Raw genomic sequence first — 21,230 nt, 5'->3', positions numbered from 1 at the left:
ACCCTGGTTCACACTTCAAGAAATCATTGAGGTCAGGAATGATGGCCCTCAAAACCACCCGCTGGGATTCGGCGCAGCACCTTGAAAACGAAGAGGATCGCGAAGCCTATCTGGAGGCTTGCCTGGAACACGGGAGTGACGATCCCGGCTTCATCGCCCATGCGCTGGGCGTGGTCGCCCGGTCGCGGAACATGAGCGAACTTGCGCGTGAAACGGGCTTGACGCGCGAAGGACTCTACAAGGCACTCTCCGAAGAAGGGAATCCCAGCTTCGGCACCGTTCTCAAGGTGGTTAGTGCACTGGGCTACCGCTTCTCGCTGATCCGGGAACCAAGTGCGCAATACGGGATGAAAAAGGCGAAGCCAAGGAAGCGAGGCGCGCGATGAACAAGACCGCGCACCTCGTCCAGTTCTTCCTGCCCGTCCGCGGCAACGACGGCAAGGCCTTCCCGCGCGAGGAGTTTGCCAGGGTGCGCGCCGAGCTCGCGGACCGCTTCGGCGGCGTGACCGCCTACGTGCGCTCGCCCGCGGTCGGTGCCTGGGAGGACGACGACGGCGATGTCTGCCGCGACGACGTGCTGCTGTTCGAGGTCGTCGCGGACACGCTCGATCGGGACTGGTGGCGGGACTACCGCGACGACCTGTGCGGGCGCTTCGCCCAGGAGGAAGTGCTGGTGCGCGCGTCGAAAGTGGAGTTAATTTAGCGGCGCGACCCCAGCGGGGAGGCGCCATGCAGCAGCGCATCCGCTACATCACCACCGGCGACGGCACCCGGCTGGCCTGGGCCGCGGCGGGGCGCGGCCCGCCGCTGGTGCGCGCGGCGACCTGGCTGACCCACCTGCAATACGACCTGGAAAGCCCGGTGTGGGCGCACTGGATCCGGTTCCTGGCCGGGCACTTCACCTGCGTGCGCTACGACGAGCGTGGGTGCGGCCTCTCCGACTGGCGCGCGCTGGACCTGAGCCCGTCGTGCTGGCTGGGCGACCTGGAAGCGGTGGTCGAGGCGGCGGCCGTCGAACGGCCGATGGTGCTGCTGGGGATCAGCCAGGGTGCGTCGGTGGCGATCCGCTACGCCGTGGCGCATCCCGAACGCGTGTCGCACCTGATCCTCTACGGCGGCTACGCGGTGGGCGGCAACCGCGGCGACGACCCGCGACGCCGTGCGATGTACAAGGCGGTGATGGACGTGGTCGGGCTGGGCTGGGGCCAGGACAATCCCGCGTTCCGGCAACTGTTCACCACGCGCTTCGTGCCGGAGGGCAGCGCGGAACAGTTTGCCTGGTTCAACGAACTGTGCCTGCGCACGACCTCGCCGGAGAACGCGGTGCGCCTGCTCGCCGCGCGCGGCGACGTGGACGTGAGCGACCTGCTGGAAAAGGTGCGGGTGCCGACGCTGGTGCTGCAGTGCGACCGCGACGAGATCGCGCCGCGGGCGCAAGGCCGGTTGCTGGCCAGCCGTATCCCCGGCGCCACCTACATCGAGTTGCATTCGCGCAACCACGTGCTGCTGGAGCACGAGCCGGCCTGGCGCGAATTCCAGGAGGCGGTGCTCGAATTCACCGGCCTGGCGCGGCAGGACTCCGACCTGTCGGCCCAAGGCCTGACCGCGCGCGAGCGGGCAGCCCTGGCGTTGCTGTGTGAAGGGCGCAGCAATGCGCAGATCGCCTGGGCGCTGGGCATCGCCGAGAAGACCGTGCGCAACCACGTCTCCAACCTGTACCGCAAACTCGGCGTCCACAGCCGCGCCGAGGCCATCGTCCGCACCCGCCCGTAGACCCGTAGACCCGTAGACCCGTAGAGCCGTAGAGCCGACCCATGGTCGGCTGACCGTCCCCGACCGGGACAAATGTCCCGTTTCCCGCTCCCTGAACCCGCCCACCCGGGACAAGCTTTCCATGGCGCCCGCGGACGGCCGGCGCCACGCTCGGACCCGACGTCCCCGGGAGCGCTCCGCCATGACCCGCCTGCTCGCCCTGCTGTATGCCGTCGCGGCCTACGCCGTGTTCCTGCTGACCTCCCTCTACGCGATCGCCTTCGTGTCCGGGTTCGACTTCGTGCCCCGGCACGTGGACAAGGGGCCCGGCGCGCCGCTCGCGCAGGCGCTGACGATCGACGTCGCCCTGCTGCTGCTGTTCGCGGTGCAGCACAGCGGCATGGCGCGGCCCGGCTTCAAGCGCTGGTGGACGCGCCTGGTGCCGCGCCATGTGGAGCGCAGCACCTATGTGCTGGCGAGCAGCCTGGTGCTGATCCTGCTGTTCTGGCAGTGGCGGCCCTTGCCGGCGGTCGTGTGGCAGGTGGACGGTCCCGCGCGCGTGGCCCTGTTCGCGCTGGCCGCCTGCGGCTGGTTGCTGGTGCTGGTCGGCACGTTCCTGATCAACCACTTCGAACTGTTCGGCCTGCGCCAGGCCTGGTTCCACATGCGCGGGCTGCCGCCCGACCGCGACGTGCCCTTCGTCGAGCGTGCGTTCTACCGCATCGTACGCCACCCGCTGATGCTGGGATTCGTGGTCGCGTTCTGGGCCGCGCCGACCATGACCCTGGGCCACTTGCTTTTCGCGCTCGCCACCAGCGGCTACATCCTGGTCGCCGTGCGGTTCCTCGAGGAGCGCGACCTGGTGGCGCACTACGGCGAGACCTATCGCGATTACCAGCGCCGCGTGCCCATGATCCTGCCGCTGCCGCGCCGGTCCGCGCGCGATACCGGCGCCGCGCGGCCGATGGCTGCACCTTGACGGCAAGCGGCGCAAAATGGTCGGCCCCGCGCTGGAGCCGACCATGCCCACCTATCGCAAGGATCCCGACGCCATCGCCCGGCTGACGCCGGAGCAGTACCACGTCACCCAGGAAAGCGGCACCGAGCGCCCCGGCACCGGGGAGTACCTGCACGAGAACCGCCCGGGCATCTACGTGGACATCGTCTCCGGGGAGCCGCTGTTCGCGTCCTCGGACAAGTTCGAATCGCATTGCGGCTGGCCGAGCTTCACCAAGCCGATCGTGCCCGCGCACGTGCGCGAGCTCGACGACGACAGCTTCGGCATGCGCCGCACCGAGGTGCGCTCGGCGCATGGCGACAGCCACCTCGGCCATGTGTTCCCCGACGGCCCGCGCGACCGCGGCGGCCTGCGCTACTGCATCAACTCCGCGGCGCTGCGCTTCATTCCGCGCGAGCGGATGGAGGCCGAGGGGTATGCTGAATACCTCGACCAGGTGGAGGACCCGGCATGAGCACGGAGCGCGCGATCCTCGCCGGCGGCTGCTTCTGGGGCGTGCAGGAGCTGCTGCGCAAGATGCCGGGTGTGGTCTCCACCCGCGTGGGCTACAGCGGCGGCGACGTGCCCAATGCGACCTACCGCAACCATGGCAGCCACGCCGAGGCGGTGGAGATCGTGTTCGACCCGGCGAAGACCCGTTATCGCGACCTGCTCGAGTTCTTCTTCCAGATCCACGACCCGACCACCCGCAACCGCCAGGACAACGACGTCGGCACCTCCTACCGCTCGGCGATCTTCTACACCACGCCGGAGCAGCGGCGCGTGGCCGAGGACACCATCGCCGACGTCGAGGCCAGCGGCCTGTGGCCGGGCAAGGTGGTGACCGAAGTGGCGCCGGCGGGCGATTTCTGGGAAGCCGAGCCCGAGCACCAGGACTACCTGCAGAAGTATCCGACCGGGTACACCTGCCATTACGTGCGACCGGGCTGGAAGCTGCCCCGCCGGGCCGCCGCGGGCGGTTAGGATTCCGGCCATGGATTCGGCCTTCACCCTCGACTTCTCCCGCACCGACGACGGCCTGCTGTGCGCCCGTGTGGGCGGCGTGCGCAGCGTCGCCAGCACCATCGCCTACTGGGAAGGGATCCTTGCCGAGGTGACGCGCGAGCGGCCGGCCGGGTTGATCGTGCTGGACGAACTGGTCGGCGAGGAGCTGGCCGCGTCCGAGTGGAAGAAGCTGGTGGTGCACATGGCCGGGCGCGGCCTGGAGGGTGTGCCGATCGCGCACGTGAAGGCATTCGCCTTCGACCAGATCAGCTATTGCGAGCGCTACGCCAACGAGGCCGGCCTGCAGGCCCGGGCCTTCCGCCGCGAGTCGGAAGCGCGGGACTGGCTGCGGGCGCGGCCCGGATGAGTGCGACGCGCTCGTCCGCGCGCTTCGACGCGCTGCTCGTGCTGGCCCTGCTGAGCCTGATCTGGAGCTACAACTGGATCGTGATGAAACAGGTCCTGCAGTGGTCGGGGCCGTTCACCTTTGCCGCGTGGCGTGGCGCGCTGGGCGCGGTGACCCTGTTCCTGCTGCTGTTGTGGCGGCGCGCGCCGCTGAGGCCGCCGCCGCTGGCGCCGCTGCTGTGGATCGGCGCCGCGCAGACCCTCGGGTTCCAGGCGCTGGTGCAGTGGGCGCTGGTGCATGGCGGCGCGGGCAAGACCGCGTTGCTGGCCTACACGATGCCGTTCTGGGTGGTCGGCGTGGCCTGGCTGGTGCTGCGCGAGCGGCCGACGCGGGCGCAGGCGGTCGCGGTGGCGGTGGCGTTCGCCGGCCTGTTGCTGGTGCTGGAGCCGTGGGCGGGGCTGGGGCGCCTGGAAAGTTCGTTGCTGGCGATCGCCGCCGGCCTGTGCTGGGCGGTCGGCACGGTGCTGAGCAAGCGCCTGTTCCAGCAGGGGCGGGCGACGATCCTGTCGCTGAGCGCATGGCAGATGGCGGTGGGCGCGGTGGGGCTGGTGGCGGTGGCCTGGGCCGCGGACGAACCGGCCACGCAGTGGACCGGCGGCTTCATCGCGGCGCTCGCCTACAACGCGGTACTGGCCTCGGGGCTGGCCTGGCTGCTGTGGACCTACATCGTGGACAAGCTGCCGATGACCGTGTCCGGATTGACCAGCCTGGTGATCCCGATCATGGGGGTGCTGTTCGCCTGGGCGGTGCTGGGCGAGGCGCCGTCGCCGGCGGAGTGGACCGGCATCGCGCTGGTCGGCGCGGCGCTGGCCATCGTCGCGCTGGCGGTGAAGCCGGCGGTGGGCGGATCGCGCGGCGACTGACCTGGATCAAGGCGCGCTTGCCGGCGCAGGTGGAGGCTGGCGGCCTCCCCCCATGCGTGCCACGTCATGAACCTCGAGACCTTCCAGCCCGTCGCCGTCCACCCCTTCGATGCCCGGGGCATCGCCCGCCGCTTCCGCCACGCGGCGATCTTCGGCGCGCTGGATGCGCTGCAGCCGGGCGAGGCCATGCGCTTCGTCAACGACCACGATCCGCTGCCGCTGCTCGCCCAACTCCAGGCGCACTACGGCGACCTGCTGGCGATCGCCTACCGGCAGCGAGAGCCGGGCGCGGTGGTCATCGACTTCCTGGTCCAGGCCTCCGCCGAGGCCGGTGGCGTCCCCGCCGACGGCGGTTGCGGCTGCGGCAGCGGCGCCTGCGGGAGCTGATCCAGCGAAGGTTCGCGAGGTTCTTTGGCCGTACCACCCGGCACGTTAGCCAGTATCCTCGCCTTCGCACCCAACCAGGGAGGAGGCAGGATGTCGGCAGCGACCAGGGATCTGGAACTGTTCGTGCGGGAGGCGTTGCTGCGTGGGCAGCCGCGACCCGCGATCGAGACCGCGTTGGTGGAGGCCGGTTGGCCGCCGGAGCAGGTGCGCGACGCGCTGGAGGCGTACGCGCCCGTGGAATTCCCGGTGCCGGTGCCGCGACCGCGGCCCTACCTGTCCGCGCGCGAGGCCTTCCTGTACCTGCTGCTCTTCGCCTCGCTGTACGTGTGGGCCTACCACCTGGGCGACCTGCTGTTCGACCTGCTGAACCGCGCGCTGCCGGATCCGGCCGATCCAGCCTGGCAGCGGATGCGCGCCGACCAGTCGATGCGGATGTCGGTGGCCTCGCTGGTGATCGCGTTCCCGCTGTTCCTGTTCGTGGCGCGGTTGCTGAGCAGGGAACTTGCACGCAATCCGGCCAAGCGCCAGTCGGTGGTGCGGCGCTGGCTGACCTACATGACGCTGTTCCTGGCCGCGGGCGTGCTGGTGGGCGACATGATCGCGCTCGTCTACCACCTGCTCGGCGGCGAGCTGACCCTGCGCTTCGGGCTCAAGGTGCTGGTGGTGGCCGCCATTGCGGGTGGCGTGTTCGGGTTCTACCTGACCGACCTGCGCCGCGAGGAGCGTGAGGCATGAGCACGGCGCCTGCGCCATCGCGCCTGGGCCACTGGCTGGTGGCCGCCGCGATCCTCGCCGTGGTCGTGACCCTGGTGGCGGCGTTCCTGGTGATGCGTTCGCCGTCGGAGGAACGCATGCGCCGGCTCGACCAGCGCCGCGTCGACGAACTGACCACGCTCCAGCAGGCGGTCGAGGCCTACGTCCGCAAGCACGACCGGCTGCCCGCCGACCTCGACGCGGCGGCCGAGGGCTTCGTCGTGTCGCGCAACGATCCGGTGACCGGGCAGCCCTACGAGTACGCGGTGGTGGATGCCAGGACCTACCGGCTCTGCGCGGTGTTCCAGACCACGGCCGAGGGCGACATGGCGACGGCGCGCCTGTTCCAGTGGGCGCACGGCACCGGGCGCCAGTGCTTCGAGCGCGTCGCGCCCGAGGGGCGTGCGGCGACGCCGGCGGCGCCTTATTCGGCGCCGGCCGAACCGGTATCCGGCGCGGTGCCGTCCGGCAGCGCATAGGCGATCAGCTCGTCACCGGCGGGCGTCTCCATGAAGTGGTGGCCGCCGGCCATGATCACCAAATACTCGCGGCCGCCGGCCGCGTAGACCATCGGCGTGGCCTGGCCGCCGGCCGGCAGCACGTCGCTCCACAAGGTCTCGCCGGTGTCGATGTCGATCGCGCGGATCAGGTTGTCGGTGGCCGCGGCGATGAACACCAGGCCGCTGGCGGTGATCACCGCGCCGCCATTGTTCGGCGTGCCGATTTCGATCGGCAGCCCCGAGCTGATCCCGAACGGCCCGTTGCGGCGCGCGGTGCCGAACGGGCGGTCCCATAGCGTGCGCCCGCTGGCCAGCTCGATTGCGCGGATGCCGCCATAGGGCGGCTGCTTGCACAGCAGCTGGGTGAAGTCGAGCCGCCAGCCGGCGTTGACGTCCACCGCGTACGGCGCACCGGCCTGCGGATCGCCCGCGCCCTCGGCCCCGCCCATGTCACCGCGCGCTTCCGAGCGCGGCGCCCAGCCCATCGCGTTCGCCTTCTCGCGCGGGACCAGGGTGACGTAGTTCGGCATGTCGTTGTAGTTGGCAACGATGATCCCGCGGCGCGGATCGATCGCGATGCCGCCCCAGTCGGTGCCGCCGTTGTAGCCGGGGTATTCGACCGAGTGGCCATCGGTGACCGGCGGCGTGTAGAAGCCCTCGTAGCTCGCCTTGGCGAACTGGATCCGGCAGATCATCTGGTCGATCGGGGTCAGGCCCCACATGTCGCGCTCGGTGAGGTCGCGCTTGCGCAGCGTGTGGTAGCCCGAGTGCGGCTGGGTGGCGGAACGCTCGTCGGGCTCCACGCCGCCCTGCGGCGCGGGCTTTTCCTCCACCGGCACCAGCGGCCGCCCGGTGGCGCGGTCGAGCACGTAGATGTCGCCCTGCTTGCTCGGCAGCACGATGGCCGGAACCGGGCCGGCGGCGGTCGGGAAGTCGACCAGCGTGCCCTGCGCCCCGAGGTCGTAGTCCCACACGTCCTTGTGCACGGTCTGGAAATGCCAGCGTGGCTTGCCGGTGGTCACGTCCAGCGCGACCAGCGAGGTGGCGTAGGCGTTCTCCTGTTCACTGCGCGTGGCGCTCAGGTAGTCCACCGCGGAGTTGCCCATCGGCAGGTACACCAGCCCGAGCTGTTCGTCGGCGCTGGCGGTGGTCCACATGTTCGGCGTGCCGCGGGTGAAGGTCTCGCCGTCGGGCGGGGCGCCGTTCCATTCCGGATGGGTCATGTCCCAGGCCCAGCGCAGCTCGCCGGTGACCGCGTCGAAGCCCTGGATCACGCCCGAGGGCGCGTCCAGCATCTGCCCGTCGAGCACCTGGTGGCCGGTGACGATCACCCCGCGCACCACCACCGGGGCGGAGGTGATCGACACCATGCCCGGATACACCGGGCCCATGTGGGTGGTGATCGAGACCGCTCCATGGGTGCCGAAGCCTTCGCAGGGCTCGCCGGTCGCCGCGTCGACCACCACCAGGCGCGCGTCCAGCGTGCCTTCGACGATCCGCGTCGCGCAGCGGCCTTCCGCGTCCGCCGGCGCGGTGTAGTAGGCGACGCCGCGGCAGGCGGCGGTGTAGGGAATGTTCTTGTCCGATACCTTCGGGTCGTAGCGCCACCGTTCCTTGCCGGTGCGCGCGTCGAGCGCGAACAGGATGTTGCGGGCGCTGCACAGGTAGACGGTCTCGTCGACCTTCAGCGGCGTGGTCTCCGCGCCCCAGCGTTCGGTCGGCACGTCGCCGGTCTGGAACACCCAGGCGCGTTCGAGTTGGGAAACGTTGTCGCGGTCGATCTCGGTGAGCGGCGTGTAGCGCTTCGCGTCGTAGCCGCGGCCGTAGGCCACCCAGTCGCCGTCCGCCTGCGGGGTGAGCGAAGACAGGACCGCGGCGGTTTCGCGCGGCGTCGGCAACGGCCCATCGTTGCGGGTCACGCCGTACGGCAGGAAGGCCAATGCGAAGGTGCCGGCAAACACCAGCACCAGCGCCAGTGCCGCCAGCCGCGACGCGCGCTGTCCCGGTCCGTTCGGCAACCGCCACTGCGCCAGCGCGACCAGGATGCCGAGCACCACGAACAGCCCCATCCGCGGCACCCAGCGCCAGTAGTCCAGGCCGCTTTCCCACATGCTCCACAGGAAGGTGCCCAGCAGCACCGCCCAGAACCACCACGCGCCGGCGGCGCGCCCCAGGAGCAGCAGCACGCCGGACACCGTGAGCCCGAGGCCGGCGACCAGGTAATACCAGGAGCCGCCGCTACTCGCGAGGACCACGCCGCCGACCAGCAGCGTCAGTCCGAGCAGCGCGATGACCGCGCCGAGCAGGGCAATGAAGGGATGCGCGCGGAAGCGCGTGAAGAACAGGTCGCGATCCATGGCGAGGTCCGGTCGACGCCCCGGTCCAGGGCGTCCCCCACCATGGACAGGCACGGGTCAGCGTGGCGCGAAGGGACTCACGTCGAGGGTGAATTCAGGCAAGCCGACCAGCGCCCGCGTGTTGCCTTCGGCGACGTCGAACTCGCGCAGCGGATGGCGCTGGCACGCCGACGCGGCGCAGTCCGGCGGCAGCAGGCGGTAATGGCAGCGACCGCTGCTGCTTTCCACGCATTCGAAGCGCGCCTGGCCCGCGTCCGCCCAGGCTTCGCTGTGCAGGACGGTGGCGCCGTCGCGCATGTGGTGGCTGTAGCTGGTGCCGCCCAGTTGGACCCCGAACAGCGACAGCGCGAACGTCAGCAGGGCAAGGAGTTCGTGCACGGCGTGCCTCCTACATGTTCCGGAACAGGGCCATGAACGGCTGGCTGACCGCCAGCGTTTCCGGGCGCGACTTCAGCCGGACGACGCCGCGGCCGCTGTCGTCGCGGGTGATCCCGGCGATGGCCCTGAGGTTGACGATGGTGGAGCGGTGGATCTGCTTGAAGTGCGCCGGGTCGAGCATGCCCAGCAGGTCGCGGATGGAGGTGCGCAGCAGCGCCTCGCCATCGGTGGTGACCACGGTGGTGTACTTGTTGTCGGCGCGGAAATAGGCGACGTCGTCCACCAGCACCAGCCGGGTCTCCTTGCCGGCACTGGCGGTGAGCCAGGTCAGTGGCGGCGCTTCGCTGGCGCGCGGCAGCACCGCGTCGCCGAGCCGCTGCAGCAGCGTCGCCACCGCCTGCGCGTCGCCGCTGCGCGCCTGCAGGCGCTGTACCGTGGCCGCGAGCCGTTCCGGGGCGATCGGCTTGAGCAGGTAGTCGATCGCGCCGTGCTCGAACGCGGCCACGGCGTGCTGGTCGTAGGCGGTGACGAACACGATCTGGGTGCGCGGGCTGGTGTCGCCCGCGCTGGCGGCCACTTCCAGGCCGGTGAGGCCGGGCATGCGGATGTCGAGGAAGGCGACGTCGGGCTGGTGTTCGGCCAGCGCTTCCACCGCGCTGGCGCCGTCCTCGCACGCGGCGAGGACTTCCAGTTCCGGCCACGCCTCGGCGAGGCGGTCGAGCAGCTCCTGGCGCAGCAGGGGCTCGTCCTCGGCGACGATCGCGGTCCAGCGCTGCTCAGCCATGGCGCACCTCGTCGCGGACGGCGTCGGCCGCTGCCGGCACGGTGATCGTCGCGGCGACGCCACTGGGGAAGTTCGCCACCACCGCCAGCGACGCGGCGCCGTCGTACACCAGGCGCAGGCGTTCGCGCACGTTCTTCAGGCCGATGCCGGTGCCACTATGCTTCGTGTTGAAGCCTTCGCCGTCGTCGGCCACGGTGATCGCCACCTGGTCGCCGTCCTGGCGCGCGCGGATCCAGACGGTACCGCCGGCGGTGCGCGGTTCCAGGCCGTGCTTGATCGCGTTCTCGACCAGCGTCTGCAGCATCATCGCGGGCAGCGGCAGGCCGCGCAGCGCGTCGGGCACGTCCACCTGCACCTGCAGGCGCGGGCCCATGCGGATCTTGAGGATTTCGAGGTAGGCGATCGCGCGTTCGAGCTCGGCGCCCAGGGTCGACAGCTCGTCGTGGTCGCGCGGCAGCGAGTGGCGCAGGTACTGGATCAGGTTGCCCAGCATCTGCTCGGCGCGGGCCGGGTCGCTGCGGGTGAGCAGCTGCGCGCTGGCCAGCGTGTTGTACAGGAAGTGCGGCTCGACCTGGGCGTGCAGCAGGCTCAGGCGGGCCACGGTGAGTTCCTTCTCCACCTCGGTCTGGACGACGGCGGCCTGTTCGCGGCGGCGGCGCTCGGCGATGCGGCGGGTGATCGCACGGGAGACCGCCTCGGCGTTCTCCAGGTTGGTGCCGTCGTCCACCCGGAACCAGTCGGTCCAGGACGGGCTTTCCGGCTCGCAGATCAGGGTGACGCTGCCGCTGTCGCCTTGCGGCGTGACCGTGGCCAGGAGCTGGTTGCGCGGCGTCCCGATCCACGCCAGCGGATTCCAGGCCGAATGCTTCTGGTGGCCGTAGGGATCGGTGCGCCCGACCTTGGCCCGCACCTGCAGGCTGTCGCGCGCGCTTTCCACTTCCTCGATGTTCGGCAGTTCGCGGATCGCGGCGTCGAGCAGGTCGAAGGCTTCGCCGGCCTCGAACGGGATTTCGATGCGTCGGCGCTGGCGGTTGCCCAGCGACTCGCGGTCGATCTTGCCGGCGATCAGCCGGACCCGGTCCACGTGCGCGAACACGCTGGTGATGACGAAGCCGGCGGTGACCAGGCAGGCCAGCAGGATCGGCAATTCCCAGTGGCCCACGAACGGGATCGAGGACCACAGCAGGGCCGCGAAGAAGAACACGACCGCCCAGGCGGCGAGCATGCGGATCAGGAAGAAGGCGGTGCGGATCACGGGCGGGTCCGGTGGTCGGTAGCGGTTGCGGCGCAGGATAGCCCCGCACCGCGCCACCGGAAGGGGGCATGCGACGAACCGCCGCTGGCGCCGACGAACCCCCGGTTTCCCGCCGCGGATGCTCCCTTCTCCCCGCCCGCGGGGAGAAGGTGCCCCGAAGGGGCGGATGAGGGGCGCTTTGGCTTTTCCCGAAGGGGCGGATGAGGGGCGCTTTTGGTTTTTCCTACGCCCGCGCCTCCTGCTGCAAGCGTCCCCGCCCCTTCCGCGGCGCATACCCGCTCAACTCTTCCGCCGCGATCCGGTTGCGCCCGGTCTCCTTCGCCACGTAGCACATGCGGTCGGCCGCTTCGAGCACTTCCAGCGCGGTCAAGCCCGCGCCGCTGAAACCGACCTGGCCGACGCTGGCACCGATCCTGTAGCTCTGGCCTTCCCAGCCGAACTCGAACCCTGCCATCGTCGCCAGGATCTTGTTCGCGACCGCGGTGGCGCGCGGCTCGGTGCAGTTCTCCAGCAGCATCGCGAACTCGTCGCCGCCGATCCGCGCCAGCGTGTCGTGCTCGCGCAGCTGGCGGCGCAGGATCACCGCGAGCTGCCGCAGCAGCTCGTCGCCCGCCACGTGGCCACCGGTGTCGTTGACCGCCTTGAAGTGGTCGAGGTCGAAGTAGAGCAGGGCGTGGCGGCAGCCCAGCTCTGCGGCGCTGTGCACGGCGCGCTCCAGGCGGGTGTCGAACACGCGCCGGTTGAGCAGGCCGGTGAGGGCGTCGTGGTTGGCGTGCCAGGACAGCTCGCGGCTCATCCGCGTGGCGGCGGTGACGTTGCGGAAGGTGACGATCGAGCCGATCGGCTCGCGGTCCTGGTCGTGGACCTGGGCCACCGCGCCATCCACCAGGATCACGTGGCCGTCGCGGCGCAGCAGCGACACGATGTCCTCGTTGCCGTTGTTGAAGCCGGCGGTGAGCAGGTCCACCGGATCGCCACGCGCATCCACGCTGCGCACCACCTGGCCCAGCGGCAGGCCGAGCGCGTCGGCCTCGGTCCAGCCGGTCAGGTGCGCGGCGACCGGGTTCAGGCTGGTGATGCGGCCTTGCAGGTCGGTGACGACGATGCCGTCGGCGATCGCCGCGAGCGCGCTTTCGCTGCGGTGCAGGGCGTCGCGACAGGCACGCAGCTCGGCCCGTGCCCGGGCGAGCTCGGTTTCGAGGGCCTCGATGCGATCCTGCCGGGAGGACGCGGAGTCGGCCGGTTGCGGGCGTGTGGGGGACGCCATGGGTCGCAAGTTAGCTTCCCTGCGAGCAAACCATGGTGAGATTCCCCGCAAAACGCCACGCGAATGTGTGACCCGCTTCGCAGGATCGGAGTTTTGCTTCGCTCGTTCAGCGGCGTGACGGCCGTTCGGCGGTGGCGTTGCCGTTCGCGTCGCGCTCAAGGCGACGCGGCATCGTCGCTCGAAGCGGTCGCGACGCCCGGCGGTGGCAGCGCGAAACGCTCGCCCAGGCTGATCTCGATTTGCGGCGCCTCCGCGCGCTGCGGTCTCGCTGGCGGCGTGGGCAGCAGCGTGGCGACGTCCGCCACGTTGGCCACTTCCAGGGCCTTGACCTCCTGCTTGTTCGCGAAGGCCTGCCGGCGCTGCTCGTGCTGCTGCACCAGCGCGGTGATCATCACGTCCATCACCCGCCCGAACGCACTCTTGTCGGCATCGCCACGGGTTTCGACGGTGTCCAGTTCGACCAGCGGCGCACTGCGTTGCTGTGCCTGCGCGAGGCGCGGCGCCAGGACGACGAGGAAGGCCAGGAGGGAGAGGGGGAGCCAGCGCATTGGGACGCATCACCCGGACGGAACCGCCGTCCTCATGCGCAGGCTAGGAAGCAGGTCTTGCAGCGATCGTGAAACCTGCGGCGCGGGCATGAACCGCCGATGACGCGTGGCCTGCGTTCAGGAAGTCGTGCGTCGCGTCAAGACGCGCGCGGCGGCTCCATCGCGGCGGTGTCGGCGTCATTGACATCCTCGGCGCCCGGCGACGCGGTCTGCTCGGTGACCTGGCCGGAGTCCGTGCGCAGTTGCTCCAGCGCGGCGCCGTGGCTCTGCTGCGCGCCCGTTTCCGTCGCCGGTGGTCGCCCCAGGTCGATGCGTTGCCGCGGCAGCGCTTCCGGGTGCGCACGCTCCAGGTACTCGATCATCCGCTCGCGCACCGCGCAGCGCAGGTCGAACAGCTCACCGGAATTGCGCGCGCTGACCAGCAGCCGCACCTGCACCGTGGTCTCCGCGGTCTCGGTGACCTGGGCCACGCACACCCGCCCGTCCCAGCGCTCGTCGGTGCGGCAGATCCGTTCCAGCGCCTCGCGCACGTCGGCCATCGGCGTGCGGTAGTCGAGCCACAGGAATGCGGTGCCCAGCAGTTGCGAGGTGGTCCGGGTCCAGTTCTCGAACGGGTTCTCGATGAACCACTGCAGCGGCACGACCAGGCGGCGCTCGTCCCAGACGCGGACGACGACGTAGGTCGCGTTGATCTCCTCGATCCGGCCCCATTCACCCTGCACGATGACCACGTCGTCCAGCCGGATCGGCTGCGCCAGCGCGATCTGCAGGCCAGCGATCAGGTTGCCGAACACCGGCTTGGCGGCGAGGCCGGCGACCAGCCCGAGCACGCCCGCCGAGGCCAGCAGGGTCGCGCCGATCTCGCGGATGGCCGGGAACGTCATCAGGGCCAGGCCGAGCCCGACCACGATGATCGCGCCCTGGACCACGCCGCTGATCACCTTGGCCTGGGTCTGCACCCGCCGCGCGCGCAGATTGTCGGCCACGTCCACCGGGTGCTCGCGCAGGACCCGGCGCTCCAGCGCCCGCACCGCCCGGACCGCCAGCCACCCCAGGACCAGCAGCACGAGGAGCACGAGCACGTGCCGGGACAGGGCCCCGTCCGCGTTGGCGATCCAGTCGGGCACGGGCTCAGGATGGCCCCGCGCGCGGGCCGATCGCGTGAAGAGGACCTTAAGGTCGGCGGTGGTCCAATGCGACACTCTTCGAAGGGGGCGGGACCGGGAGGTCCGGAGGCATGAAGCAACAGGCGGCGGCGATCGCGTTCGATGACTGGCTGGCAGGCGCGGAGGACGTGACCTACCAGGTGCTGGTCGACTCGATCCCCGACTACGCGATCTTCCTGCTCGACGCCGAGGGCCGGGTGCGTACCTGGACCGCGGCCGCTGAGCGGATCAAGGGATACGCCCCGCGCGAGGTCATTGGCCGCCACTTCTCGCTGTTCTATCCGCAGGAAGCGCTGGACCGGAACTGGCCCGAGCACGAGCTCGAGGTGGCCCGCCGCGAGGGCCGCTACGAGGAGGAGGGCTGGCGCAAGCGCAAGGACGGCACGCTGTTCTGGGCCAACGTCATCATCACCACCATCCGCGACGAACACGGCAACGTCCGCGGCTTCTCCAAGATCACCCGCGACCTGACCGAGCGCCGCCAGGCGGACGAGCTGCTGCGCCGCAGCGAGGAGCGCTTCCGCCTGCTGGTGGAGGGCGTGCGCGACTACGCGATCTTCATGCTCGACACCGAGGGCCGGGTGGTGAGCTGGAACCATGGCGCCGAGCAGATCAAGGGCTACCGCGCCGACGAGATCATCGGCAAGCACTTCTCCGTGTTCTATCCGCCGGAGGTGGTCGCCGAGGGCTGGCCGGAAAAGGAGCTCGGGATCGCGCTGTCGGAAGGGCGCCTGCAGGACGAGGGCTGGCGCGTGCGCAAGAACGGCAGCCGGTTCTGGGCGGCGGTGGCGCTGACCCCGCTGTACGACGAGCAGGGCCGGCACATGGGTTACGCCAAGGTCACCCGCGACCTGACCGACCAGCGCCGGGTGCAGGCGCTCGAGGACGAGGGCCGGCGGATGATGACCTTCCTGGCGATGCTCGGCCACGAGTTGCGCAACCCGCTGGCGCCGATCGCCAACGCGGTGTCGGTGATGCAGCTGGAGGAAATCCATTCGGAGAACATCCGCCGCTGCCGCGACATCATCGCCCGCCAGCTCGCGCAGATGACCCGGCTGGTGAACGACCTGCTCGACGTGGGCAGGATCACCGCCGGCAAGATCCGGCTCGACCTGCAGCCGGTGGACCTGGCGGCGATTGCCGGAGAAGCGGTGGAAATGGCGGAGCCGGAAGCGCTGCGTCGTTCGCACATGTTGCGCTTCGACAGGATTCCGGGCCAGGTGATGGTGCGCGGCGACCGCGCGCGCCTGCTGCAGGTGTTCAGCAGCCTGCTCAACAACGCGGTGAAGTTCACGCCCGAAGGCGGCGCGATCGACTTCACCCTGCGGGTGGAAGGCGACTGGGCCGAGGTCTCGGTGCGCGACAACGGGCCGGGCATTCCCGCTTCGCGCCTGCGCGACATCTTCAACCTGTTCGTGCAGGGCGAGGAGCGCTCGCCGCAGCTCGAGCAGGGGTTGGGACTCGGTCTGAGCCTGGTGCAGCAACTCGTGGTCCTGCACGGCGGCGAGGTCAGCGCGTTCAGCACCGGCGTGCCGGGCAAGGGCTCGGAGTTCCTGGTCCGGCTGCCGTTGGCGAACGAGGACTGACCCCCCGGCAAAAAAATGGCCCCGCCGAAGCGGGGCCCAAAGGTCCCTCGTCCCTGGAGGGGTTCGGGATCAGTAGCCAAGCACCTGCGCGATGAGACCGGTCGCGAGCTGGACCATCAGGTATTCATTGCGGTCCTGGTACGGGCGCACCCAGCCATAACCCGCCGGCGGCGGGGCCAGGCGATAGGCGCGGTAATCGCGGATCACGTAGCGCGGTTGCAGGTACACCACCGGCACGCGCTGTCCGCGGCGCCATTGCTGCTTGTACCAACCCAGGTGACGGCCATTGTCGTGGCGACGGTGGTCGCGGCGGTCATGGCGATAGTCGTGCTGCCACGCCGCGGCCGGGGGACCGTGGTGCTTGTGTCCGTGCTTGTGCTTACCTTGCGGCTGCGCCAGCGCCGTGGCCGGCGCGACCAGCAGCGCGGACACCAGCAGTGCGGGCAACATGCGTTTCATGGCGACCTCCTTCAATGCACCGGGTACGTCCCGATGCTAGGTCGCCGTGCATGAATGGCGCCGCGCGGAAACGCGCGAAACGGGCACTTCCCGTCGCGCTTTCCGCCTGCGTTCAGTGCGCGCCGGGGCTTGCGTTCACGTCCGGTACGGGATCCGGCGGCGGCAGCAGGTGGCGCACGCGCAGGAACCGGGCGAAGCGTGGAATGCCGTTGCGGCCGACGCCGTTGTACCGGTAGGTGACGACGCTGCCCACCGGCGGCGGGTGCGCGCGCTCGGTATCGGAGAAGCCGGTGCCGATGCGGAAGCGCAGGCCGTCCGCGCGCTCGACCAGCAATGCGCCCAGCAAGCCGGTGTACTTGCCCCGGCCGGGCAGGTGCGCGACGACGCGCGCCTCGGCATCCTCGTACGGCTTGTACTTCAGCAGGTCGTCGCTGCGCCCGGCGTGGTAGCGGGCGCCGCGGCGGTGCAGGACCAGGCCTTCGCCGCCGCCGGCCACCACCTGGTCGAACAACACTTCGAGCGCGGCTTCGTCCTCGACCTCGTGTTGCACGACCGGTTGCAGCCAGGCGATGCCGGCCGCGTCCAGCAGCGTGCGGATGTGGCGCGCGCGCTGTTCGAACGGCGCTGGGTTGTCGGGCAGGTCGAACACCATGAAGCGCAGCCGGTGCCAGGCCGCGTCGCCGGCATCGGCCGCGCGCACGGTGGCGCTGGCGTCTTCGAAGCGGCCGCGGCCCGCCCACAGTTCGCCGTCCATCGGCACCGTGGGCCAGCCGGCGGTGAACCACGCGGGCGCGGCGATGGTGTGGCCGCCGCGGGTGACCAGGCGATGTCCGTCCCATCGCCCGCGCACGCCGTCGTACTTCTCGCTGACCAGGTAGTCGGCGACCTCGAGCCCGCCGTGGTAGACGACCGGCAGCATGACCGCGGGCGGCGAATGCGTGGATGGCGCCTGCGCGGGCGATGCCGCCACGCAGGCGATCATGCACAGGAAGGCGAACAGGATGCGCGCGGCGTTCATTCGGTGTTTCCCGGGCAGCGGACAAGACACGAACGTCCGCCGATCCGCCGGTCGCGGGGATCGGCAAGCGCCGCGCCGCGTTGTCGGGAAAGCACGCGGCCGCGCGTTGTCGTCCCGCTAACGCCGCGCGTGCGACGGTGGCGCCAGGTTCGAACGACGGAGACGACCATGGCCAACCAGCGACCGATCCAGCCACGCAGCGATGGCGCGCGCAATGCCGCCGACTACGCCGGCGGCGAGGCCAGTGGCAAGAAACAGGGATTGCGCGAGCCTGGCCGCGATCGCGAAGTGGATGACGCGCTGGCGAACGTCAGCCTGAAGGACCGCGGCACCGTGATGGAGGACCACCTGCGCGACAGGCGCGGCAACGGCGTCGCGCAGGACTACGACGACTCGATCGAAAAGCGGAAGGAGTAGATCAGGACGCGTCCGCCGCGGGCGGTTCGTCGAGGTACGGCTCGACCGTGCCCTTGAGCTTGATCGTCATCGGGTTGCCGCGGCGGTCCAGCGACTTGCCGGCAATCACCCGGATCCAGCCTTCGCTGATGCAGTATTCCTGCACGTTGGTGCGCTCGGTGCCGTTGAAGCGGATGCCGACGCCGCGCTCGAGCAGCTCGGCATCGTGGTAGGGGCTGCGCGGGTCCAGGGACAGGCGGTCGGGGAATTCGGTGCTCATGGCGCAAGGATAAGCCAGCCGGCGCCCGCGCCAAAGCCTGCGCGGCGGCTTTGCACCGCGATCCCGGGCCGTTGACGCCGGCAGCGTTACCCTGCCGGCAGATGTCCAGCCACCGCGCCCCCGCCAGGACCGGCCGTGCCGGGGAGGACAACGACGCCCGGGTCGCATCGGTCGCGCCGGCCGATCCACTGAGCCCGGCCGAGCGCTACGCCGAGCTGTTCGAGGCGGTGCAGCTGGGGCGCGTGTTCGACGACAGCAAGACCTTCGTCGACTGCATCCCGCGCAAGCATCCGGACGAGATTCTCGCGGAGTACCGCGCGCGCCAGGACCAGCCCGGCTTCGACCTGGGTCGGTTCGTGCGCGAGCGCTTCGAGACCGTGCAACCGCCGCCAAGCGAGTACGTGTCCGATCCCGACCAGCCACTGGTCGCGCACATCGACGGGCTGTGGGACGTGCTCACCCGGCATCCGCGCCAGCACCGGCCGTTCTCCTCGCTGCTGCCGCTGCCCTGCGCCTACGTGGTCCCGGGCGGGCGCTTCGGCGAGCTGTACTACTGGGATTCCTACTTCACCATGCAGGGGCTTGCCGCCAGCGGACGCCACGACCTGCTGCGCGACATGGCCGACAACTTCGCCTGGCTGATCGACCACTACGGGCACGTGCCCAACGGCAACCGCAGCTACTACCTGAGCCGCTCGCAGCCGCCGGTGTTCGCGCTGATGGTCGAGCTGTTCGAGCGCCACGGCGTGCGCGAGGCCTTGCCCTACCTGCCGCGGCTTCGGCGCGAGCACGAATTCTGGATGCGCGATTGCGACGGCCTGCGCAACGGCGAGGCCAGCCGCCACTGCGTGCGCATGGACGACGGCGCGCTGCTCAACCGCTACTGGGACGAGCAGGACCGGCCGCGCGAGGAGGAGTACCTGGAGGACATCACCACCGCGCGCGCGCAGTCGGTGCGCCCGCGGGCGGAGGTGTACCGCGAGCTCCGCGCCGCGGCCGCGTCGGGCTGGGACTTCAGTTCGCGCTGGTGCGACGAGGGCGGCGACCTGTCCACGACCCGTACCACCAGCTTCGTGCCGGTGGACCTCAATGCGTTCCTGTACTTCCTGGAGGCGCAGATCTCGGACCTGTCGACGAAGTCCGGCGATGGCGACACCGCGGAGCATTACGGTGCGTTGGCGCGGGCCCGCTGCGAGGCGATGGCGCGCTGGCTGTGGGACGAGGACGCGGGTGCGTTCGTAGACTACGACCTGATGCGCGGCTGCCGGCGCACGGCGCCTTGCGCCGCGGCGGCGGCGCCGCTGTACGTGGGGCTGGCCAGCGAAAGCCAGGCGAAACGCACGGTCGCCTGGCTGCGCGGGGGCCTGCTGCAGCGCGGCGGCCTCGGCACGACCTGCGTCGTGAGCGGCGAACAATGGGACGAGCCCAACGGCTGGGCGCCGCTGCAATGGCTTGCGATCGCGGGTGCGCGCCGCTACGGCCTGGATGAATTCGCCGATGAAATCCGGCGGCGCTGGCTTGCGACCGTCGGCGACCTGTACCGGCGCGAAAGCAAGCTGGTGGAGAAATACGTGGTCGCCGACACCGGCGACGGCGCGGTCGGCGGCGGCGGTGGCGAATATCCGCTGCAGGACGGTTTCGGCTGGACCAATGGCGTCACCCGCAGGCTGTTGCACGATGCGCCGCAGGATCCCGCGCACCACGCCCGCGCCGCTTCCGGCTAGGGCCGACCCATGGCCGGCCGGCTTTGCGTTCTAATGCCGGGAACCCAGCAAAAAGGAGCGCCGCCATGGCCGTCCGACGCGAGTTGTTCGCCGGTGAAGTGCTGTTCCGGCAGGGCGATCCTTCCGATTGTGCGTGGCTGGTGGAGAGCGGCCAGGTCGAACTGGTCTCGGTGCAGGGCCGGCGCACCGCCAGCCACGGCGTGTTCGGCGCCGGCGAGCTGATTGGCGAACTGGGCCTGATCGACGGCACTCCGCGCGCGGCGACCGCCACGGCGCGCGCCGACGCGGCGCTGCTGGCGATCGAGCGCGACCAGTTCCTGGAGCGCCTGCAATCCGGCGATCCGATCCTGCGCACGCTGGTGGACAGCCTGCTGCAGCGGATCCGCGCGCTGGTCGCCAGCCTGCCCACGGACGCACTGCTGCCGGCGGAAGACGTGGCCTGCGACGACCCGATCGAGCGCGCCGGCATCGACAAGATCCGGCTCGAAGCGCAGCTGCGCGAGGCGCTGGACAGTGGCGGGTTGGAAGTGCGCTACCAGCCGATCTACGACATCGCCGCGGGCCGCGTCGCCGGCTACGAGGCGCTGGTGCGCTGGGAACTGCCGGGGCGTGGGGCGGTGTCGCCGGCCGAATTCATCACCCTGGCCGAGGAGACTTCGCTGATCGTGCCGGTCGGCGAATACGTACTGGACCGCGTCATCGGCGTGCTGACCGAGTTGCGCGGCCAGGGCGTGGATCCGTTGCCCAGCGTCGCGGTGAACCTGTCCGCGCGGCAGCTGGTGGAGCCGGGCATGGCCCGCCAGGTGGTGGCGCGTGCCGAGGCCGCGCAGTTGCCACCCGGGGCGCTCAAGCTCGAGGTCACCGAGAGCCGGATGCTCGATTACGCGCCGGTCGCGGCGGTGATGACCCATTGCCGCGAACATGGCGTCCCGTTCGCGCTGGACGACTTCGGCACCGGTTATTCCAACCTGACCCACCTGCACGCGCTCGACTTCGAATACATCAAGGTGGACCAGGCTTTCGCCCGGCACATGTTCGACAGCTCGCGGGCGATGCGCATGGTCGAGGCGATCGTGGCGATGTCGCACGGGCTGGGGGCGAAGGTGATCTGCGAGGGCGTGGAGACCCGCGAGCAGCTTGCGCGGTTGCGCGAGATCGGGGTGGAGTATGCGCAGGGCTATCTGATCGGGAAGGCGGCGCCGACGGAGGCGGTGTTGTCCGGGGAGGCGGCGCGTAGGGGGGAGGCGGGTGCTCGGGAGGTGGTGCCTGCTTGAGAATCGGATGGGTGGAAAAGCGCCCCTCATCCGCCCCTTCGGGGCACCTTCTCCCCGCTTGCGGGGAGAAGGGAG

25 protein-coding genes are annotated in these 21,230 nt (G+C 70.3%); 15 read left to right on the top strand and 10 right to left on the bottom strand.

The genetic code is table 11. The features are described 5' to 3' along the window. Window positions 1-38: 38 nt before the first annotated feature. From ACIY1X_RS04915 to ACIY1X_RS04865, 11 genes are all read left to right on the top strand, one after another. The gene (locus ACIY1X_RS04915) at window positions 39-386 is read left to right on the top strand and encodes an addiction module antidote protein (RefSeq protein WP_399678471.1); all 348 of its coding nucleotides are present in this window, start codon (window positions 39-41) and stop codon (window positions 384-386) included. Beyond that, entirely contained in the window at window positions 383-703 is a 321-nt protein-coding gene (locus tag ACIY1X_RS04910) for a hypothetical protein (protein WP_399678470.1), read from the top strand. The genes ACIY1X_RS04915 and ACIY1X_RS04910 overlap by 4 nt, the downstream gene beginning before the upstream one ends. Window positions 704-729: 26 nt before the next feature. Then, window positions 730-1,773: an alpha/beta fold hydrolase gene (locus ACIY1X_RS04905; protein WP_399678467.1), complete on the top strand. Its 1,044-nt coding sequence runs from the start codon at window positions 730-732 to the stop codon at window positions 1,771-1,773. A gap of 181 nt (window positions 1,774-1,954) precedes the next feature. After that, on the top strand, window positions 1,955-2,731 hold the full coding sequence (gene mddA / locus ACIY1X_RS04900) for a methanethiol S-methyltransferase (protein WP_399678464.1): 777 nt from the start codon (window positions 1,955-1,957) through the stop codon (window positions 2,729-2,731). Window positions 2,732-2,774: 43 nt separating this feature from the next. After that, on the top strand, window positions 2,775-3,224 hold the full coding sequence (msrB, locus tag ACIY1X_RS04895) for a peptide-methionine (R)-S-oxide reductase MsrB (RefSeq protein WP_399678462.1): 450 nt from the start codon (window positions 2,775-2,777) through the stop codon (window positions 3,222-3,224). Next, window positions 3,221-3,733: a peptide-methionine (S)-S-oxide reductase MsrA gene (gene msrA / locus ACIY1X_RS04890; RefSeq protein ID WP_399678459.1), complete on the top strand. Its 513-nt coding sequence runs from the start codon at window positions 3,221-3,223 to the stop codon at window positions 3,731-3,733. The genes msrB and msrA overlap by 4 nt, the downstream gene beginning before the upstream one ends. A 10-nt stretch (window positions 3,734-3,743) precedes the next feature. Continuing rightward, the gene (locus ACIY1X_RS04885; RefSeq protein WP_399678457.1) at window positions 3,744-4,121 is read left to right on the top strand and encodes a hypothetical protein; all 378 of its coding nucleotides are present in this window, start codon (window positions 3,744-3,746) and stop codon (window positions 4,119-4,121) included. Next, window positions 4,118-5,023: a DMT family transporter gene (locus tag ACIY1X_RS04880; RefSeq protein WP_399678456.1), complete on the top strand. Its 906-nt coding sequence runs from the start codon at window positions 4,118-4,120 to the stop codon at window positions 5,021-5,023. Before ACIY1X_RS04885 ends, ACIY1X_RS04880 begins: the two co-directional genes overlap by 4 nt. 66 nt (window positions 5,024-5,089) lie before the next feature. Continuing rightward, on the top strand, window positions 5,090-5,410 hold the full coding sequence (locus ACIY1X_RS04875) for a DUF2249 domain-containing protein (protein WP_399678455.1): 321 nt from the start codon (window positions 5,090-5,092) through the stop codon (window positions 5,408-5,410). A 90-nt stretch (window positions 5,411-5,500) separates the two neighbouring features. Further along, entirely contained in the window at window positions 5,501-6,145 is a 645-nt protein-coding gene (locus ACIY1X_RS04870; RefSeq protein ID WP_399678452.1) for a DUF5671 domain-containing protein, read from the top strand. After that, on the top strand, window positions 6,142-6,642 hold the full coding sequence (locus ACIY1X_RS04865) for a hypothetical protein (RefSeq protein WP_399678450.1): 501 nt from the start codon (window positions 6,142-6,144) through the stop codon (window positions 6,640-6,642). Before ACIY1X_RS04870 ends, ACIY1X_RS04865 begins: the two co-directional genes overlap by 4 nt. On the opposite strand, the gene ACIY1X_RS04860 is transcribed toward ACIY1X_RS04865, so the two are convergent. From ACIY1X_RS04860 to ACIY1X_RS04830, 7 genes are all read right to left on the bottom strand, one after another. After that, the gene (locus ACIY1X_RS04860; protein WP_399678447.1) at window positions 6,588-9,020 is read right to left on the bottom strand and encodes a membrane-bound PQQ-dependent dehydrogenase, glucose/quinate/shikimate family; all 2,433 of its coding nucleotides are present in this window, start codon (window positions 9,018-9,020) and stop codon (window positions 6,588-6,590) included. The genes ACIY1X_RS04865 and ACIY1X_RS04860 overlap by 55 nt on opposite strands. 57 nt (window positions 9,021-9,077) lie before the next feature. Next, window positions 9,078-9,398, bottom strand: coding sequence for a hypothetical protein (locus ACIY1X_RS04855; protein ID WP_399678445.1), 321 nt, complete (start codon window positions 9,396-9,398; stop codon window positions 9,078-9,080). A 10-nt stretch (window positions 9,399-9,408) separates the two neighbouring features. Then, the gene (locus ACIY1X_RS04850; RefSeq protein WP_399678443.1) at window positions 9,409-10,182 is read right to left on the bottom strand and encodes a LytR/AlgR family response regulator transcription factor; all 774 of its coding nucleotides are present in this window, start codon (window positions 10,180-10,182) and stop codon (window positions 9,409-9,411) included. Continuing rightward, a complete protein-coding gene (locus tag ACIY1X_RS04845) occupies window positions 10,175-11,437 on the bottom strand; it encodes a sensor histidine kinase (RefSeq protein ID WP_399678442.1) in 1,263 nt (420 codons plus the stop codon). The genes ACIY1X_RS04850 and ACIY1X_RS04845 overlap by 8 nt, the downstream gene beginning before the upstream one ends. Before the next feature lie 223 nt (window positions 11,438-11,660). Beyond that, window positions 11,661-12,863 carry a diguanylate cyclase domain-containing protein gene (locus ACIY1X_RS04840; protein WP_399678439.1) on the bottom strand — a complete coding sequence of 401 codons (1,203 nt, stop codon included), beginning with the start codon at window positions 12,861-12,863 and terminating at the stop codon, window positions 11,661-11,663. Then, window positions 12,860-13,252, bottom strand: a complete 393-nt coding sequence (locus tag ACIY1X_RS04835; protein ID WP_399678438.1) for a hypothetical protein — start codon at window positions 13,250-13,252, stop codon at window positions 12,860-12,862. Before ACIY1X_RS04835 ends, ACIY1X_RS04840 begins: the two co-directional genes overlap by 4 nt. A 137-nt stretch (window positions 13,253-13,389) precedes the next feature. After that, window positions 13,390-14,379, bottom strand: a complete 990-nt coding sequence (locus ACIY1X_RS04830) for a mechanosensitive ion channel family protein (protein WP_399678437.1) — start codon at window positions 14,377-14,379, stop codon at window positions 13,390-13,392. 110 nt (window positions 14,380-14,489) lie between these two features. Here ACIY1X_RS04830 and ACIY1X_RS04825 point away from each other — a divergent pair, with 110 nt between their 5' ends. After that, window positions 14,490-16,004: a PAS domain S-box protein gene (locus ACIY1X_RS04825; protein ID WP_399678434.1), complete on the top strand. Its 1,515-nt coding sequence runs from the start codon at window positions 14,490-14,492 to the stop codon at window positions 16,002-16,004. A gap of 69 nt (window positions 16,005-16,073) precedes the next feature. On the opposite strand, the gene ACIY1X_RS04820 is transcribed toward ACIY1X_RS04825, so the two are convergent. Both ACIY1X_RS04820 and ACIY1X_RS04815 read right to left on the bottom strand, forming a co-directional pair. Continuing rightward, window positions 16,074-16,463 carry an RcnB family protein gene (locus ACIY1X_RS04820; RefSeq protein ID WP_399678433.1) on the bottom strand — a complete coding sequence of 130 codons (390 nt, stop codon included), beginning with the start codon at window positions 16,461-16,463 and terminating at the stop codon, window positions 16,074-16,076. Between the two features lie 112 nt (window positions 16,464-16,575). Next, complete coding sequence (locus ACIY1X_RS04815; protein ID WP_399678431.1) at window positions 16,576-17,481, bottom strand: DNA ligase; 906 nt, start codon at window positions 17,479-17,481, stop codon at window positions 16,576-16,578. A gap of 168 nt (window positions 17,482-17,649) precedes the next feature. Here ACIY1X_RS04815 and ACIY1X_RS04810 point away from each other — a divergent pair, with 168 nt between their 5' ends. Beyond that, the gene (locus ACIY1X_RS04810; RefSeq protein ID WP_399678430.1) at window positions 17,650-17,898 is read left to right on the top strand and encodes a hypothetical protein; all 249 of its coding nucleotides are present in this window, start codon (window positions 17,650-17,652) and stop codon (window positions 17,896-17,898) included. Between the two features lies 1 nt (window position 17,899). Here ACIY1X_RS04810 and ACIY1X_RS04805 read toward each other — a convergent pair whose 3' ends face one another. After that, window positions 17,900-18,157, bottom strand: coding sequence for a DUF3297 family protein (locus ACIY1X_RS04805; protein ID WP_399678428.1), 258 nt, complete (start codon window positions 18,155-18,157; stop codon window positions 17,900-17,902). 101 nt (window positions 18,158-18,258) lie between these two features. On the opposite strand from ACIY1X_RS04805, the gene treF reads away from it, so the two are divergent. Together treF and ACIY1X_RS04795 are read left to right on the top strand one after the other, a co-directional pair. After that, window positions 18,259-19,881 carry an alpha,alpha-trehalase TreF gene (gene treF, locus ACIY1X_RS04800; RefSeq protein WP_399678425.1) on the top strand — a complete coding sequence of 541 codons (1,623 nt, stop codon included), beginning with the start codon at window positions 18,259-18,261 and terminating at the stop codon, window positions 19,879-19,881. A gap of 65 nt (window positions 19,882-19,946) precedes the next feature. Further along, window positions 19,947-21,155, top strand: a complete 1,209-nt coding sequence (locus ACIY1X_RS04795) for an EAL domain-containing protein (RefSeq protein ID WP_399678423.1) — start codon at window positions 19,947-19,949, stop codon at window positions 21,153-21,155. Window positions 21,156-21,230: the final 75 nt, after the last annotated feature.

It is taken from the genome of Xenophilus sp. (assembly GCF_044462705.1).
Taxonomy (GTDB): Bacteria; Pseudomonadota; Gammaproteobacteria; order Burkholderiales; family Burkholderiaceae_C; genus Xenophilus; species Xenophilus azovorans.
The sequence above is the reverse complement of the archived record's forward strand: the minus strand, read 5'-3'. Positions and strand labels throughout refer to the sequence as shown.

Coding starts and splice junctions, on each gene's coding strand:
- ACIY1X_RS04915 (WP_399678471.1), top strand. CDS start 39: ATGATGGCCCTCAAAACCACCCGCTGGGATTCGGCGCAGCACCTTGAA.
- ACIY1X_RS04910 (WP_399678470.1), top strand. CDS start 383: ATGAACAAGACCGCGCACCTCGTCCAGTTCTTCCTGCCCGTCCGCGGC.
- ACIY1X_RS04905 (WP_399678467.1), top strand. CDS start 730: ATGCAGCAGCGCATCCGCTACATCACCACCGGCGACGGCACCCGGCTG.
- mddA (WP_399678464.1), top strand. CDS start 1,955: ATGACCCGCCTGCTCGCCCTGCTGTATGCCGTCGCGGCCTACGCCGTG.
- msrB (WP_399678462.1), top strand. CDS start 2,775: ATGCCCACCTATCGCAAGGATCCCGACGCCATCGCCCGGCTGACGCCG.
- msrA (WP_399678459.1), top strand. CDS start 3,221: ATGAGCACGGAGCGCGCGATCCTCGCCGGCGGCTGCTTCTGGGGCGTG.
- ACIY1X_RS04885 (WP_399678457.1), top strand. CDS start 3,744: ATGGATTCGGCCTTCACCCTCGACTTCTCCCGCACCGACGACGGCCTG.
- ACIY1X_RS04880 (WP_399678456.1), top strand. CDS start 4,118: ATGAGTGCGACGCGCTCGTCCGCGCGCTTCGACGCGCTGCTCGTGCTG.
- ACIY1X_RS04875 (WP_399678455.1), top strand. CDS start 5,090: ATGAACCTCGAGACCTTCCAGCCCGTCGCCGTCCACCCCTTCGATGCC.
- ACIY1X_RS04870 (WP_399678452.1), top strand. CDS start 5,501: ATGTCGGCAGCGACCAGGGATCTGGAACTGTTCGTGCGGGAGGCGTTG.
- ACIY1X_RS04865 (WP_399678450.1), top strand. CDS start 6,142: ATGAGCACGGCGCCTGCGCCATCGCGCCTGGGCCACTGGCTGGTGGCC.
- ACIY1X_RS04860 (WP_399678447.1), bottom strand. CDS start 9,020: ATGGATCGCGACCTGTTCTTCACGCGCTTCCGCGCGCATCCCTTCATT.
- ACIY1X_RS04850 (WP_399678443.1), bottom strand. CDS start 10,182: ATGGCTGAGCAGCGCTGGACCGCGATCGTCGCCGAGGACGAGCCCCTG.
- ACIY1X_RS04835 (WP_399678438.1), bottom strand. CDS start 13,252: ATGCGCTGGCTCCCCCTCTCCCTCCTGGCCTTCCTCGTCGTCCTGGCG.
- ACIY1X_RS04825 (WP_399678434.1), top strand. CDS start 14,490: ATGAAGCAACAGGCGGCGGCGATCGCGTTCGATGACTGGCTGGCAGGC.
- ACIY1X_RS04820 (WP_399678433.1), bottom strand. CDS start 16,463: ATGAAACGCATGTTGCCCGCACTGCTGGTGTCCGCGCTGCTGGTCGCG.
- ACIY1X_RS04815 (WP_399678431.1), bottom strand. CDS start 17,481: ATGAACGCCGCGCGCATCCTGTTCGCCTTCCTGTGCATGATCGCCTGC.
- ACIY1X_RS04810 (WP_399678430.1), top strand. CDS start 17,650: ATGGCCAACCAGCGACCGATCCAGCCACGCAGCGATGGCGCGCGCAAT.
- ACIY1X_RS04805 (WP_399678428.1), bottom strand. CDS start 18,157: ATGAGCACCGAATTCCCCGACCGCCTGTCCCTGGACCCGCGCAGCCCC.
- treF (WP_399678425.1), top strand. CDS start 18,259: ATGTCCAGCCACCGCGCCCCCGCCAGGACCGGCCGTGCCGGGGAGGAC.
- ACIY1X_RS04795 (WP_399678423.1), top strand. CDS start 19,947: ATGGCCGTCCGACGCGAGTTGTTCGCCGGTGAAGTGCTGTTCCGGCAG.